Genomic DNA, 13,639 nt, shown 5'->3' on the forward strand with positions numbered 1-13,639 from the left:
GTTCCGCTCCGGGGCATGCGTTGTCCGTTCTGTCCAATGGGGTTCGTATGGGGTGCGGCTCTGCCACACTGACCGCAGGGGACGGCCACGGGGGGTTGTAATGACAAGCGTTGTCCTGGTGCATGGCACCGGTGTCCGCGAAGACGGCTACGCGTCGCTCTTCGATCTGGTCTCGGGGAATCTGGCGAGACTGAACCGCGATCTGAAGCTGGTGCGCTGCTTCTGGGGGGAAGCGCACGGCGCGCGCCTCCACCGCGACGGCTCGTCGCTGCCGCCCCGGCCCGGAGAGGACGAGGCACGGGCTCCGGATTCGGATCCGCCTGCCGAAGACGTACGTCTGGCCTCCTGGGCCCTGCTGGACGCCGACCCCTTCGCCGAACTGCTCCTGCTCGCCGAGGAGGAAGAGCGCCGCGGCAGGAAGTACGCGCCCCGGGACGTGACACCGGCGGAGGACCTGTGCCCCCGCCTCGACGAGTTGCGCGACAACGTCGCCGTCAGGGCGACAGCGGAGATGCACGGACTGCTCATCGAGGAACTCGCCGACGCCGCGGACGAGGTGTCCGGCATCCTCGCGACGACCCTTCGGGAGTCGACGGCACCGCTGTCGACGGTGCGTCAGCTCGCGGCTCGTGCCGTGCTCGCCGCGGCACTCGCCGCAGCGGACCGGCGATGGGACTCCGCAGGAGCGAGCCTCGACGGGAACGCCCTCGACGCCCTGCTCGACGTTCTGCTGAGGGCGCTGGGCGAGCCGGGTGCGGCGCTCGGCATCGTCTCGGATGTGACGCGGCCGGTGTGGCTGCCGTTCTGGCGCAGCGCGGAGTGGACGGCTTCGTGGCGGGTGCGCCGACGCCGGTCGGACCTCAGCCGTGAGGCCGCGCCGCCCATCGGCGACATCCTGCGCTATCAGGCCCGGGGGGAGGGACTGCGCCGGCACATCTCCGAGGTTCTGCGGGACGCGCCACCGCCGGTGGTCATCCTCGCCCACAGCCTGGGCGGCGTGGCGTGCGTCGACCTGCTGGCCACGGAGGATCACCGCGACCGCGTCAAGGCCGTGGTGACGGTGGGATCCCAGGCCCCGTTCCTGTACGAGCTGGACGCCCTGACCTCCTTGTCGTTCGGTGATCCGCTGCCGCCGTTCTTCCCGGAACGCTGGATCAACGTGTACGACCCCCGCGACCCGCTCGCGTACGTCGGTGCCGGGGTCTTCGGCGCCGACCGGGTCAGGGACGTCGCGTTCAACACGCGCCGCCCGCTGCTGCGCGCGCACTCCGCCTACTGGGATCACGCCCCGTTCTACCAGTGGCTGGACAGAGAGCTCTTCGATGCCCCGCTCGATTGATCCGCGACGCACTCACGCACTGGTCGTCGCGGTCGAGGAGTACGAGGACAGTGAGTGGAACGTCTCGGGTCCCTACGCGGACGCCTGCGCGTTCATAGCCTGGCTGGTCGACAGGTGCGGGGTGCCCGACACGAATGTCACGCTCTTCGCCGCGCCGCTCGCCTCCAGTCTGCCCGGGCCGGAGGACGCCCCCGTCCTCCCCGCGGGCGTGCGGCCTCAGGTTGCCTCTTCGGCTGTCGTCGCACGTCATCTGCAGGAGGGTTTGCGGCAGTTGGAAGCCGACCTTCTGTGGGTGTTCTGGTCGGGTCACGGCCTGATCGACAGCAGCGGCAGTCATGTGCTGGTGCTGTCGGACAGTTCGGTGGACACGAAGCGGGTGGTGGATGTGGACGCGCTTCAGCTCGCCCTTCAGTCCACCAGGGTGGGAGTACGCGAGGGCAGGGGGGTGCCGAAGGTCGCCGTCGCCGTCAACGCCTGCCAGAACCAGCCGCGCGAGGACTGGATCAGCAAGGTCGAGGTGGGGGTCCGGCACAGCTACGTCACCGAGCGCGGTCTGTTCGTCATGCACGCGTGCAGCACGGGCCAGCGCGCACGCGTCGCGCCACGGGACGGGCAGCGGCCCCGGGGTGAGGCCGCCAGTCTCTTCCCCCGTGCCCTGCTGCGGTTCCTCGACGACGGCACCGGCGATGTCCTGCCGGACCTCCACCGCGTCAGCGACCGCGTCGACGTCGAGTTCGAGGCGCTGCGCGAGCAGCGGCTGACCTGGCAGAAACCGAGCCTGTTGCGGCGCAACTGGGACGGGCGGACCATCGCCACCGGCGAGTTCCTCGTACCGCCCACGGTCGAGGAGCAGCGTCTTGCGGCGCTCCTGGACGCGGCCCTGCCCTACGGGGCGGCACGCGAGGCCTGTGCCGCACGGCTCAGGCAGCGGGTGCCCGTCGTGGTGCCGGTGAGCGTCGGTGCGCGGGAACCGACGGCCCAGCAGATCGTCACCGCCGCGGCCCGGACGCCGCACGGGGTGCCGACCTTGGTCGACGTGCTGACCGTCCTCCCGGAGGCCCGGGTGGACGCCGAGGCGCTGCGCACGGTCCGGGAGGCAGGGCGGGATCTGCGCCCCAACGAGTTCCTGACGAGCGAGGAGCACTCCCGGCTCGTCGGTCTGCTGTCCGCCCCGGGACTGCCCGATGCCCGTGCCACCGCGCTGTACGACAGGAGGCTGCGCCATCATGTCGCTGCGACCGGGGACACGGATGCGCTGGTGCGTTCGCTGGAGGCCGCCGGGTGTCGTAAGGACACCGGGGCGATCCCCCCGCTGTTCCGGTTCACCTCGCTCCTGGCCGCCGAGGCGGAGGCGCGTGGGAACGATGTCGCGGGTCTCGTGGAGTGGGGCACCCGTGTGGCTCACCGGACGGGACACGGCGGGGCCCTGGCGTCCCGGCTCGCGACGGCGCGGCAGGACGCGGTACGCCGACGTAACAACAAGGCATGGTTGCTGGTGCGTCTCGACGTCGATGATCCGGAGGCCGGGACGGGCTGCGCACGCTATGTCCACTCCGCCTGGCTCATCGATCCTGTCAACAGATCCCCGCAGGCCCTGCCGTGCCCGTCCGGGACGGAATTCTCCACCTGGCGACACACCCAGCTGGCCCTCGCGGAGCTGATCGAGCCGTTGATCGACATGCGGCACGAGGGCGCGGAAGGGCAGATCGACCTCGGTGTGGAGTTCTTCCTGCCGCACAACCAGTTGGAGCTCCAGGTCGAGCGGATCCCCGTCTGCCATCGCGAGGTGGACAGTGTCCCGCTGGGGCAGATCGCGACGGTCGTCGTCCGCTGCTCCGGGCGCCGCACGCCCTGGCAGCACCGATGGGACGCGTGCCACCGCAACGACGCTCCCGGCGACCACCACTGGCTTCGGCAGGACGCGAGCGACCTGGCGGCCCTCAAGGCCGCCCTCGACAAGCAGCCGCACATCGGGTGCGTCGAACTCACCGGTACCTGGCAGGAGTTCACCCCGGCGCTCGCCTACTGCGCCGAGGCTGGGGTGCCCGTCATGACCTGGCATCGCCGAATCGACGGCCGAAGGTGCGACGACGACCTCGCCGACCTGCGGACGATCGTCCATCCGGGCCATCTGCCCGAGGAGGTCCGGCAGTTGCGCAGCGATGCGGACGACGTGTGCGCACGCGGCAGGAATGATCTGGTTCTCCTGTGGGACGATCCGGGCCGTCTGCCCCCACGGATCCGCCCCCGCGTTCCCGGAAGGATCCCCCGACCGTGACCGATACCGATTCCCCGCATGGGCTGTTCGGCCACCCTCATGCCACGCTGCCGGTGCGGCTGCCTCCCGGCCCGCCCTGGCGGCGGTTCGGGCCCCAGCGGCCGAAGCGCCCGCATTATGTGATCAGGCCCGAGGACACCGATGTCGTCAACGCGGCCCTCCAGTTGCGGCGGCCCCTCCTGGTCACCGGCTTCCCCGGCGTCGGCAAGTCGTCTCTGGCGTACGCCGTCGCGGACGACCTCGGCCTCGGTGACGTCCTGCACTGGCCCGTCAACTCACGCTCGGTCCTCACTGAAGCGCTCTACCGCTACGACGCCGTGGCCCGTCTGAGGGACGCCACCGCGCCCGAACAGTCGGGTCGCCGTCTGCCGGTGGAGAAGTACGTGGTGCTGGGCCCGCTCGGCAGCGCTTTGGCGTCCGCGGCCGGCAGCCCCCGTGTGCTGCTGATCGACGAACTGGACAAGGGGGACATCGATCTGCCCAACGATCTCCTGACCGTGTTCGAGGACGGCGCCTTCGAGATCCCGGAACTCAGCCGCCAGGCTCTGGAGACCGGCGACCGAACGGCCCAGGTCTCGCTCACCCGCCCCGCCCCCTACCAGGCACCGGACACGGACGGGGCACCCGCCGAGTCTGCGCCGACCACCGCCTCCTCGGCCACCGTGGTCGAGGGGTGGGTGTACTGCCAGGAATTCCCGGTCGTCGTCATCACCAGCAATGGCGAACGGGACTTCCCACCGGCGTTCCTGCGGCGCTGTGTGCGTCTCGACCTGCGGGATCCCGAACCGGATCACCTCAAGGACGTGGTCAAGGCCCAGTTCGGGGAGGACTTCAGCGGGGCGGACGAGGAGACTCTGGCTGCCGTGGAGGAGATGATCGACAAGTTCGGGGAGGCGGGGCGCCACGGGAGGCTGGCCACCGATCAGTTGCTCAATGCCATCCATCTGCGGCTGAGCACCGTCCGCCTCGATCCGCACGTGCTCAACGCCGTGCTCCGGCCGCTCGACAACACGGACACGCCGTGATCGCTGCTCTGCGCGCGGCCCTCGCCACCGCCGGATACGACCCGACGCCGGAGGAGCTGGCCGACATCCTGTGGCTGGCGGTGCAGCCGCAGCGCGGAGCGCTCCACCGGCCGCTCAGCGGTGGGCCGTTGGCGGTGGGCGGACCCGGCTCACCGGGGTTCGACAGTGGCAGCGAAGACCGGGACCCCACGGGGGCGGAGCAGGCAGACAGCCGTGTCCTCTACGCCTCGGTGGACTGGTCGGGGACATCGGGTGTGACGGTCTCTCCGACGCGCATCCCCACACCGAGAGCTCTCCCCAACGCCCGGGGTCTGGCCCGGGCGCTGCGCCCCCTGCGCTCGACGGTCCGCTCTCGCACCCGTTTCCACCTGGACATCGGGGCCACGGTGGCGGCACTCGCCGACGGCTTCCGCGACATCATCCTCGCCCCGACGCGCGAGCCGCTGCTCGACCTGACCTTCATCGTCGACGACGGCATCTCCATGGCCGTATGGCATGACGTGGCGAAGGAACTGCACCAGGAGTTCCACCGGCTCAAGGCGTTCCGTCGTACGCGGCTGCTGGGCATGAACACCGACGACCCGGAACAGGTGCGGTTCACCGCCGAGCCGTTCCGGCACAACGCCCCGACCGCGCAGCCCGCCGCCGGCGACCGCAGTCTCGTCATGGTCCTCACCGACGCGGTGGGGCAGGCGTGGCAGAGCGGTGTGGCGCAGGAACACGCGCTGCGCTGGGCGGCGAAGGGCCCGGCCGCGATCTTCCACGTGCTGCCCGAGGACATGTGGTCGGGCACGGCTCTGCCTACCGTGCGGCTGATGGCCTCGGCCCCCCGACCCGCCGCTCCCAATCGCCACATCCGCTTGCGCCACCCCCGGCTGCCCCGGGGCATCCTGCCTCTCCCGTCGCCGCCGGTCCCGGTGATCGACGTCATGCGTGGCACATCGGCCCGGGCCTGGGCGCAGTTGGTCGGGGCACCCGCAGGTGAGCAGGCCCTCCACTTCTACGACCCGGAGCAGCTACGCACACGGCCGGTTGCGGTGCCGGGCGACGACCAGGGCGAGCTGTCCGAGGAGGACGCGCTCGAGGAGTTCCTCGCCCTGGCCTCGGACGGCGCTCGTCGGCTGGCCGCTCATCTCGCGTGCGCGGGAAGCGCGTTGACGGTTCCGCTGATGAGGCTCGTGCAACGGGCCGCGGTGCCGAAGTCGGGTCCCGAGCATCTGGCCGAGGTGTTCCTCGCGGGCATGCTGGCGCCGTACGAGCCCGTGACGGCGGACGGGGCGGACCCGCTCCCGCATGAGGCCATGCCCTGGGACCGGCGCTCCTTCGCGTTCCCTCCGGCCGTCGCGGAGCCCTTGCGGGAACTGGTGCGGCGCTCCGACGAACGCGCCACGCAGCAGTATGTGACCGAATACCTGGCGCAGCAGCACAGGGAGATCCAGGCGGGGGCAGCCCTCGTCTCGGACCGGCAGGGAGCGCTGCGCGCGCGGACCGACCTGCCGCTGGGGAGCGCCGGCCCGGCCGGGCCCACGGCAGGGGGACCCCTCGGGGCGGGCCGACAGGCCTCCCTCAGCTCCTTGACGCGCCAGTTGAACTCGCTCATGGACCGCATCCACGGCCCGCGCCTGGACTGGGTCCACGAGGCGGTCGCCGCCGGCTCCGGGTCCGCCGACGCCCAGCGCGTGGCGAACCTGCTCCTCCAGGCTGCGGCCCAGGAGAGCGTGGTCGATCGTTCGGGTGACTACGCCGAGTTGCAACGCGTGCTCGACTCCCTGGCACGGGAACTGGGGCGGCCGGAGCTGGCCGGCACCTATCGGACGGCGATCTCGGCCTTGCGCCGGACCAAGCCGGAACGGCCCTCGTCGAGCTCGGCGGTCAGCGCCCACGAGGAGGCGAGAGAGACTGCTCCGTACTTCTTCCTGAGCTACGCCCACCTCCCCCGGGCTCACTCGGACGACGCCGACCCCGACCTCTGGGTCGCCAGATTCTTCCGCGATCTGTGCGATCACATCACGAACATGACCAGCGTGCCCGTGGGATCAGCGGGGTTCATGGACCGGTCGATGCGGGCTGGGCAGGTCTGGGGCAGCGAGCTCTCCGACGCCCTCGCCACCTGCCGGGTATTCGTACCGCTCTACTCCCCTCGGTACTTCATCAGCTCCTGGTGCGGCAGGGAGTGGGCCGCGTTCTCCCAGCGCGAGGCGCGTTATCGGGTCGACGACCCCAGCGGCCGGCCAAGCGCGATCGTCCCGGCGCTGTGGTCCCCGGTGCCCGATCATCAACTCCCCGTCCCAGCACGGGAGTTGCAGTACCTGCATCCGGATCTGGGGGAGCGTTACCGTACCTTCGGCCTGTACGGGCTGATGAAACTCAGCTCGTTCCGCGACGCCTACCAAAAGGCCGTCCTTCATCTGGCCCGGCGCATCGTCGGGGTCGGCGAGGGGGTCGTCGTGGAGTACGGCGAGCCGACCGGTCTCTCCACGGTGGCGGACGCGTTCGCGGCGCCGGCGACGCCCGACCCGCGCTCAGAACCAGAGCCCGGGTCCGAGACGCACCGCTTCCGAATCCGCCCCGAGCCGGGTGCTCAGGAAGACTGACCGGTCTGCGAACCACCGTCGAGCAGCACCTCGTGCGGGGCGGATGGGCGTTGTGGGGTCATCGCCCAGCGGATGGTTCGGGTGAGGGCCTGGCCGGTGGGACGTACGGCGAGGTCCTCCACGAACGGTAGGCGGGGCAGCCACAGCATGGCGCGGGCCCAGGGTGGGAGGAGGACGACGGCGTTGGCGGCGAGTCCGCCGTAGAAGGGGCGTGCCGCGAGGGGCAGGGGTGGCTGGAAGAGGAGGAAGCGGGCGGCGGCTCGGGCCTCGGGGGTGGCGCGCAGTTCGGGGCGGTAGGCGGTGAGCCGTTCGGCGAGTTCGTGGCGGTCGCGCGGGGGGTCGGCCACGCCCAGTGCTTCGGCGACCCGCGCGGTGTCGGCGACGTAGGCGTCGTAGGCGGCGGCGTCGAGCGGGTGGGCTCCGTAGCGTTCGTGGGCGCGCAGGAAGCTGTCGGTCTCGGCGGCGTGGACCCAGCCGAGCAGGTGCGGATCGGCCGCGTGGTAGGGCGTGCCGTCGGTGGTCGTGCCGCGGATGTGTTCGTGGATGGCGCGGACGTGGTCGATCGCGCGTTGGGCGTCGGCGGCGGTTCCGTAGGTCGTCACGGCGAGGAAGGTGCTGGTTCTCTGCAGTCGGCCCCATGGGTCGCCGCGGTAGCCGGAGTGCCCGGCCACCGCCGCCATGGCGAGCGGATGGAGGGACTGGAGCAGCAGGGCGCTCAGCCCGCCGATGAACATCGAGGTGTCCCCGTGGACCGTGCGGATCGGGCGGTCGGGGCCGAACCAGCGCGGGCCGGGGGTGTGGTGGATGCGGGCGCGTGTCACCGGGCCGTCGGGTCCTGCGACGCGCCGGAACAGGGCCTTGCCCAGTTGTTCGCGGACTGCGGTCAGCACGGTCGGCCTCCCCTCTCCTGCTGCCAGTGTGGCTCACCGGGCGGTGGGGGTCTGCCGTGGTGCACGGTCCGATGCCGGCCATACGTAGGGCAGGTCGTCGGGTACGCCGGGGAACAGGTCGGCGTAGGTCTCGTGGTCCTTGCGGACCAGGGCCGAGCGGTGGCTCTCGTGGAAGGCCTCGTCGCCGAGCCAGGGCGGCAGTTCGTCGGCGGCGGCCAGCTGCGGCTGGTCGCGGACCGTGGTGCCGGGACGGTGTGCGGCCAGGTCGGCGACGAGCGAGGCGGCGCAGGTGTCCGGGTGTCCCTGTTCCCGCCAGACGCGGCAGATCTCCAGGCCGTAGCGGACGAGTGCCTCCTCGTAACCGGTCCACATCCGTACGGCGGGGTGCCGGCGCCATCCGTAGCCTGGGACGGTCAGGCCGCGCAGGATCTGCAGGGCCTCGACCCGCTGCTTGCCGAGTCGGCGCGGGTCCAGGAGCAGGGCCGTCTGCCGGAAGTCGGGGTGGGGAAGGAAGGTCTGCATCCGTCGTCGGCTCCGTTCGTACGCGGTGTCAGGCGCGCCGCTCGGACGCCGTGCGGTCGGCCAGACCGCCGGCACCCAGGGGGCCGGTGTACTCGGAGGGCTCGGGGTCCGGCATGCGGGGCAGCTCGTGGCGCGACACGCGGAGCACCACGGCGGGCAGGGCGGCGCGCACCGGCTGGACGACGCGCAGCCAGGCCGGTGCGTACACGGCCGTACGTCGGCGTTCCATGCCCTTGGCCAGGTGGACGGCGACCGTGTCGACGGTGTGCACGCGGTGGGCCGGCGGGGGCATGTGGGTGCGCAGTTCGCGCAGGACGGTGTAGCGGTCGGCGTCGCGGATCATGTCGGTGTCCGTCCAGTTGAGGTAGGCGATGCCCACGGCCACCCCGCGGTGCGCCACCTCCGCGCGCAGGGAGTGGGCGAAGGCCTCGGCTCCCGCCTTGGACGCGCAGTAGGCGCTCATCAGGGGAACGGCGCCGATCGATGCGAGGGAGCCGATCTGGAGGAAGTAACCGGCCGTGTCGAACAGGTCGGGCAGGAACGCCCTGGCCGTGTGGGCGCTGCCGGTGAGGTTGACGTCGACGACGCGGCGCCAGGCGGCCGGGTCCGAGGCGAGGAAGGGTCCGCCTTCGGCGATGCCGGCGCTCGCCACCACGGCGGACGGGCGGCCGAGGACGGACCGTACGGTGTGGGCCGCGGCGGTCAGCGCGGCGAGGTCGGTGACGTCGGCCTCGACGGCCAGGGCGGGGCCCGGCAGGGCGGCGGCGACCGCTTCCAGGCAGGTCTTCTCGTGGCCGAGGACGGCGACCCGGGCGCCGCGTCGGGCGAGTTCGTGGGCCAGCGCCGCGCCCACGCCGCGGGCGGCTCCGGTGACGACGACCGTGCGGTCGGCGAGCGGGCTGGTACGCACCGGCTGCTCCTCCTCTCGGATGGAGTCGGATGGACGCCGTGTCTGGAAGCTGGTCCCCTCCGTGGGGGTCGGTGATCGGTGTCTGCGGAGTCAGTGCCTGGCTCCCGTGCGGTCTCGCCGGGACAGGAGCCGTTGGGCGCGGGCGAGGCCGGGTGGCCGGTGGCGGTGCAGTGCGGCGCGGGCGGCGTTGGCTCCCGGTGCGCCGTGTACGCCGCCGCCCGGGTGGGCCCCGGCGGAAGCGAGGAACAGGCCGGGGAGCGGGGTCTCCGGGCGGCCGGTGCCGGGTACGGGCCGGAAGACGAGCTGCTGGTGGAGGGCGGTGGTGCCGCCGTTGATGGCTCCGCCGCTCAGGTTGCTGTCGAGGGCTTCGAGGGTGGGCGGTGCCAGGATGCGGCGGGCGCGGATCAGGGAGCGGAAGCCGGGCGCGAAGCGTTCGACCTGGCGTTCGACGCGGTCGGCCATGAGTTCCTGGTCCTTGGTGTCCCAGTTCCCGGTCATACCCTCGTCGGCGGCGTCGGCCGCGATCTCGCGGGGGACGTGGGTGTAGGCCCAGGCCGATTCGGTGCCCAGCGGGGAGCGGGAGGCGTCGGCGGTGGTCATCTGGCCGAACACCAGGAAGGGGCGGTCGGGGACCTGCCGCATGGCTATCTGCGCGGCGAAGCGGGTGAGTTCGTCCACGCCGTCGGCGAGGTGCACGGTGCCGGCCCGGGACGCCGGCTCGGCCTCCCACGCCACCGGGCCGTCCAGCGCCCAGTCCACCTTGAACGTGGCGAAGTCCCACTGGAAGCGCTGCAGGTCGTTCAGGAGCTGCGCGGGCACGTGCTCGGCGTCGAGGAGCTCGCCGTACAGGGCGGGCACCGACACGTCCGCCAGCACCGCCCGGCGGGCCGGTACCCCGTCACCGGCGGCCGTGCGCACGCCGACGGCCCGTCCGCCCTGGACGACGATCCGTTCGACGCGCTGCCCGCAGCGCACCTGGCCGCCCCGGGTCTTCAGGCGGTGGGTCAGCGCGTGGGTCAGGGCTCCGGAGCCGCCGGCAGGTACGGGGAAGCCGTACGTCTGTCCGAGCATGGCCATCAGCCAACCGAAGCCGCCGCTGCCGGCCGACTCCGGAGCGAGGTCGGCGTGCAGGGCGTTCCCGGCCAGGAGCAGGCGTCCGCCCTGACCGCGGAACTCCTCCTCCCCCAGGCGGCGCACCGGAAGGACCAGGGAACGTGCGATGCGCAGGCCGCCCGCGGCCCTCAGGCGCAGCGCCAGCCGCGCGGTCGCCCGGACGGGTGGGAAGGGGGTGAACAGGGCGTCCAAAAGATCGGGGTACACGCGCTGCCACAGGCCGTGCAGGTGCTCCCAGGCGGCTCCGTCACCCGGTGCGAAGGCGTCGAGGGACGCGGCGGTGAGGCCGACGTCGCGGTCGAGTACGGCGCAGCGGCCGTCGGTGAGGGGGTGGGCCAGCACGCTGGGCGCGTGGCTCCAGCGCAGCCCGTGGTCCTCGAGACGCAGGGCGTCCAGGACCGGGGAGGCGGCTGCCAGCGGGTAGAAGGAGCTGAACACGTCGTTGACGAAGGCGGGGTCGACGCCGTGGTCGTGGCGCACCGCGCCGCCGGGTTCCGGCTGCTCCTCCAGGACCTCGACGCTCCAGCCGGCGTCCGCCAGGACGTTGGCGGCCACCAGGCCGTTGGGGCCCGCGCCGATCACCACGGCGTCAGGCATGGCCGACTCCGTCCTCGCCGGGCGCCACCGACGTGACCGGGGTCCTCGCGGGTCCGCGGACGGCGTCCTTGGCCTCGCTCTCGCACAGTCGGGCGAGCCGGGCGAGCATGGCGCGGTGGCGCAGCTGGATCAGCGCCTCGAAGCCCATGTTGTGCAGCCGCCCGCCCGCTCCCTGGAGCGGATGCTCGTCCACGATCACCAGGCAGTGCTCGCCCCAGGGCCGCAGCTCGATCGCGATGCGTGCCGTGCCCAGTACGCCGGCGTGCGCCTCCAGCTCAAGGCACACGCCTTCCTCGCAGCGGCGGACGACCGTCTCGTTGACCAGTTGGAGGGGGCCGAGCCGGACCTCGTAGCGGATCACGGCGCCCGTGCGGGGCCACTGGCCGTCGACCGGGGACGACCGCGAGGTGCCCACCACCCACTCCGCGTACCGTTCACCGTCGGCGAGGACGGACCATACGGCGTCCGGGTCGACCTGGATCAGACGATGGCGTACGGCCATGGATACCTCCGGCGTGCCCGGCCGGGTTTGCCCGGCAGCCACGCCCGAGTGCCCGTCTGCGACAGGACGAACCAGCACGAACTTCACCGCGGGTGGTCACCGCCAGTGGTCACCCAGGGCAGTCACTTCAGGCCGGGGCACCTCGGGTGGTCACCTCAACAGGGCGGCGACCTTCGTGCGAATGACCTCCCAGGCGGCGGACGAGAGGTCGATGAGCTCGGTGCCGCGCAGCGCGTGCAGGGTCTGCGCGGCGTCGGCGGCACAGGTGGCGCTTCCGCTGAGCACGTCGTAGCCGTCGCGGACGGCGACTCGGAGGCGGCGGTGACCGTCGTCGTCGGCGTGGAGCGCCGCGGCGACCACGAGGGGCGGTGGGCCGCCCGCCTCGCCGTCCAGTTTGCTGAACGAGCTGGCGATCGGTTCGCGCCAGCGGAGGCTGAGCAGGACGGGGCGCTTGGCCGTCACTTCGTTCAGGTCGGTCTCGCGTACGCCGTCGGCCTCCAGGACCCTCGCCCTGGCGTCCAGCACGACGGCCGCGGGCAGCAGGCAGCGCAGGGTGCTGCCGACGAGGTTGCCGCCGACCGTCGCGCTCCGCCGTACGGCGCCGGTGCCCACCTGGGCGGCGGCCAGCCGCAGGGCGTCCGGGACCCGGTCGTCTATTCGGTGCAGCACCACGGCACCGCCCACGGCGTCGCGTTCCAGCACATTGGCCTCGGGCAGCTCCCGCAGCGACATGGCGACCTTGGGGAATCCGTCCCGCTGCCAGGTGGCCCACAGGAGCGTCGCTCCGCCGATCGGCACAGCCCCCTCGGCCAGACACTCCTGCGCATCGGACACAGACGTGGGCAGACGCAACAGCACGCTCACCACCCTGCCTTCCTCATCGGTCGGATAGAGGCGACAGGCGGCGTGTTTCGGCCACCTGCCCCGCGGTAAGACAATCTCTCCGCCGGGGGGCGCGTACAGGGCTCACACAAGCACGCACCGCACGCTCCGCCCGCCATCGCACGGGAACCGCGCCCTGATTCCGTCACGCGCCCCGGTTGATAGGCAAGCGTCCACTTGCCTATGCTGTGGGTGTGGCCGATGACCTGTTCAAAGCCCTGGCCGACCCCACCCGCCGGACCATCCTCGACGAGCTGACGCAGAAATCCGGGCAGACACTGTTCGAGATCTGCTCGCGGCTGAGCATGAAGCATCGGCTCGGCATCTCGCGCCAGGCGGTCTCCCAGCACCTGGCCGTGCTGGAAGCCGCAGGGCTCGTCGAGACCAGGCGGGAAGGCCGCTACAAGTTCCACGACCTGAACACGGCGCCGCTGCGGCAGATCGCGGAGCGATGGCTCGCAACCGAGGCTTCCGACCCGTCCGCCGTGTCCGCCCCGTCCGACACATCCGGCCCCTCCGATCCGTGCGACCCCGAGGAGAGCACCCCATGAGGATCCAACTGACCAGCGTCTTCGTCGATGACCAGGCCAAGGCCCTGCACTTCTACACCGAGGTTCTCGGCTTCGTGAAGAAGCACGACGTGCCCGTGGGCGAGAAGGACCGGTGGCTGACCGTCGTCTCGCCCGAGGAGCCGGGCGGCACCGAACTCCTCCTGGAGCCCATGGGCCACCCGGCGGCCAGGACCTACCGCGACGCGCTCACCGAGGACGGCATCCCGCTCGCCCAGTTCGCCGTCGACGACGTGAACGCGGAGTACGAGCGCCTGCGCGGCCTCGGCGTCCGCTTCACCCAGGAGCCCCTGGAGATGGGGCCCGTAACCACCGCCGTCTTCGACGACACCTGCGGCAACCTGATCCAGATCGCGACGCAGCCGCAGTAGCGGGGCGGCCAGCGCCGGCAGCCGACCCCTGCCCGACCCGGGCCCGG

The 13,639-nt window shown here is 72.0% G+C and carries 12 protein-coding genes; 6 read left to right on the forward strand and 6 right to left on the reverse strand.

Going from position 1 to position 13,639, the window contains the following annotated elements:
- The first annotated feature begins 100 nt into the window (after nt 1–100).
- Genes AQJ67_RS19185 through AQJ67_RS19200 form a run of 4 tightly spaced genes read left to right on the forward strand, consistent with a single transcriptional unit; the run spans nt 101 to nt 7,236 of the window.
- Nucleotides 101–1,339, forward strand: coding sequence for a lipase family protein (locus AQJ67_RS19185; RefSeq protein WP_063807343.1), 1,239 nt, complete (start codon nt 101–103; stop codon nt 1,337–1,339).
- Entirely contained in the window at nt 1,323–3,617 is a 2,295-nt protein-coding gene (locus AQJ67_RS19190) for a VMAP-C domain-containing protein (protein WP_062720226.1), read from the forward strand. Before AQJ67_RS19185 ends, AQJ67_RS19190 begins: the two co-directional genes overlap by 17 nt.
- Nucleotides 3,614–4,642 carry an AAA family ATPase gene (locus tag AQJ67_RS19195; protein ID WP_244190514.1) on the forward strand — a complete coding sequence of 343 codons (1,029 nt, stop codon included), beginning with the start codon at nt 3,614–3,616 and terminating at the stop codon, nt 4,640–4,642. The genes AQJ67_RS19190 and AQJ67_RS19195 overlap by 4 nt, the downstream gene beginning before the upstream one ends.
- Entirely contained in the window at nt 4,639–7,236 is a 2,598-nt protein-coding gene (locus tag AQJ67_RS19200) for a TIR-like protein FxsC (protein WP_062720228.1), read from the forward strand. Before AQJ67_RS19195 ends, AQJ67_RS19200 begins: the two co-directional genes overlap by 4 nt.
- Here AQJ67_RS19200 and AQJ67_RS19205 read toward each other — a convergent pair.
- The 6 genes from AQJ67_RS19205 to AQJ67_RS19230 form a co-directional block, all read right to left on the reverse strand.
- Nucleotides 7,224–8,126, reverse strand: coding sequence for an oxygenase MpaB family protein (locus AQJ67_RS19205; RefSeq protein WP_062720229.1), 903 nt, complete (start codon nt 8,124–8,126; stop codon nt 7,224–7,226). The two genes, AQJ67_RS19200 and AQJ67_RS19205, sit on opposite strands and share 13 nt — an antisense overlap.
- A gap of 33 nt (nt 8,127–8,159) precedes the next feature.
- The gene (locus AQJ67_RS19210; protein ID WP_062720541.1) at nt 8,160–8,648 is read right to left on the reverse strand and encodes an MSMEG_6728 family protein; all 489 of its coding nucleotides are present in this window, start codon (nt 8,646–8,648) and stop codon (nt 8,160–8,162) included.
- A 28-nt stretch (nt 8,649–8,676) separates the two neighbouring features.
- Nucleotides 8,677–9,558, reverse strand: coding sequence for an SDR family oxidoreductase (locus AQJ67_RS19215; RefSeq protein ID WP_062720230.1), 882 nt, complete (start codon nt 9,556–9,558; stop codon nt 8,677–8,679).
- Between the two features lie 90 nt (nt 9,559–9,648).
- Complete coding sequence (locus AQJ67_RS19220; protein WP_062720231.1) at nt 9,649–11,268, reverse strand: phytoene desaturase family protein; 1,620 nt, start codon at nt 11,266–11,268, stop codon at nt 9,649–9,651.
- The gene (locus AQJ67_RS19225) at nt 11,261–11,770 is read right to left on the reverse strand and encodes an SRPBCC family protein (protein WP_062720232.1); all 510 of its coding nucleotides are present in this window, start codon (nt 11,768–11,770) and stop codon (nt 11,261–11,263) included. Before AQJ67_RS19225 ends, AQJ67_RS19220 begins: the two co-directional genes overlap by 8 nt.
- Nucleotides 11,771–11,920: 150 nt before the next feature.
- Nucleotides 11,921–12,628, reverse strand: a complete 708-nt coding sequence (locus AQJ67_RS19230; protein ID WP_062720542.1) for an FAD binding domain-containing protein — start codon at nt 12,626–12,628, stop codon at nt 11,921–11,923.
- 218 nt (nt 12,629–12,846) lie between these two features.
- Here AQJ67_RS19230 and AQJ67_RS19235 point away from each other — a divergent pair, with 218 nt between their 5' ends.
- Together AQJ67_RS19235 and AQJ67_RS19240 are read left to right on the forward strand one after the other, a co-directional pair.
- Complete coding sequence (locus AQJ67_RS19235) at nt 12,847–13,203, forward strand: ArsR/SmtB family transcription factor (protein ID WP_079056071.1); 357 nt, start codon at nt 12,847–12,849, stop codon at nt 13,201–13,203.
- Nucleotides 13,200–13,592, forward strand: coding sequence for a VOC family protein (locus AQJ67_RS19240; protein ID WP_062720233.1), 393 nt, complete (start codon nt 13,200–13,202; stop codon nt 13,590–13,592). The genes AQJ67_RS19235 and AQJ67_RS19240 overlap by 4 nt, the downstream gene beginning before the upstream one ends.
- The last annotated feature ends 47 nt before the right edge of the window (nt 13,593–13,639 follow it).

The organism is Streptomyces caeruleatus, from assembly GCF_001514235.1.
GTDB lineage: Bacteria > Actinomycetota > Actinomycetes > Streptomycetales > Streptomycetaceae > Streptomyces > Streptomyces caeruleatus.

Coding starts and splice junctions, on each gene's coding strand:
- AQJ67_RS19185 (WP_063807343.1), top strand. CDS start 101: ATGACAAGCGTTGTCCTGGTGCATGGCACCGGTGTCCGCGAAGACGGC.
- AQJ67_RS19190 (WP_062720226.1), top strand. CDS start 1,323: ATGCCCCGCTCGATTGATCCGCGACGCACTCACGCACTGGTCGTCGCG.
- AQJ67_RS19210 (WP_062720541.1), bottom strand. CDS start 8,648: ATGCAGACCTTCCTTCCCCACCCCGACTTCCGGCAGACGGCCCTGCTC.
- AQJ67_RS19220 (WP_062720231.1), bottom strand. CDS start 11,268: ATGCCTGACGCCGTGGTGATCGGCGCGGGCCCCAACGGCCTGGTGGCC.
- AQJ67_RS19225 (WP_062720232.1), bottom strand. CDS start 11,770: ATGGCCGTACGCCATCGTCTGATCCAGGTCGACCCGGACGCCGTATGG.
- AQJ67_RS19240 (WP_062720233.1), top strand. CDS start 13,200: ATGAGGATCCAACTGACCAGCGTCTTCGTCGATGACCAGGCCAAGGCC.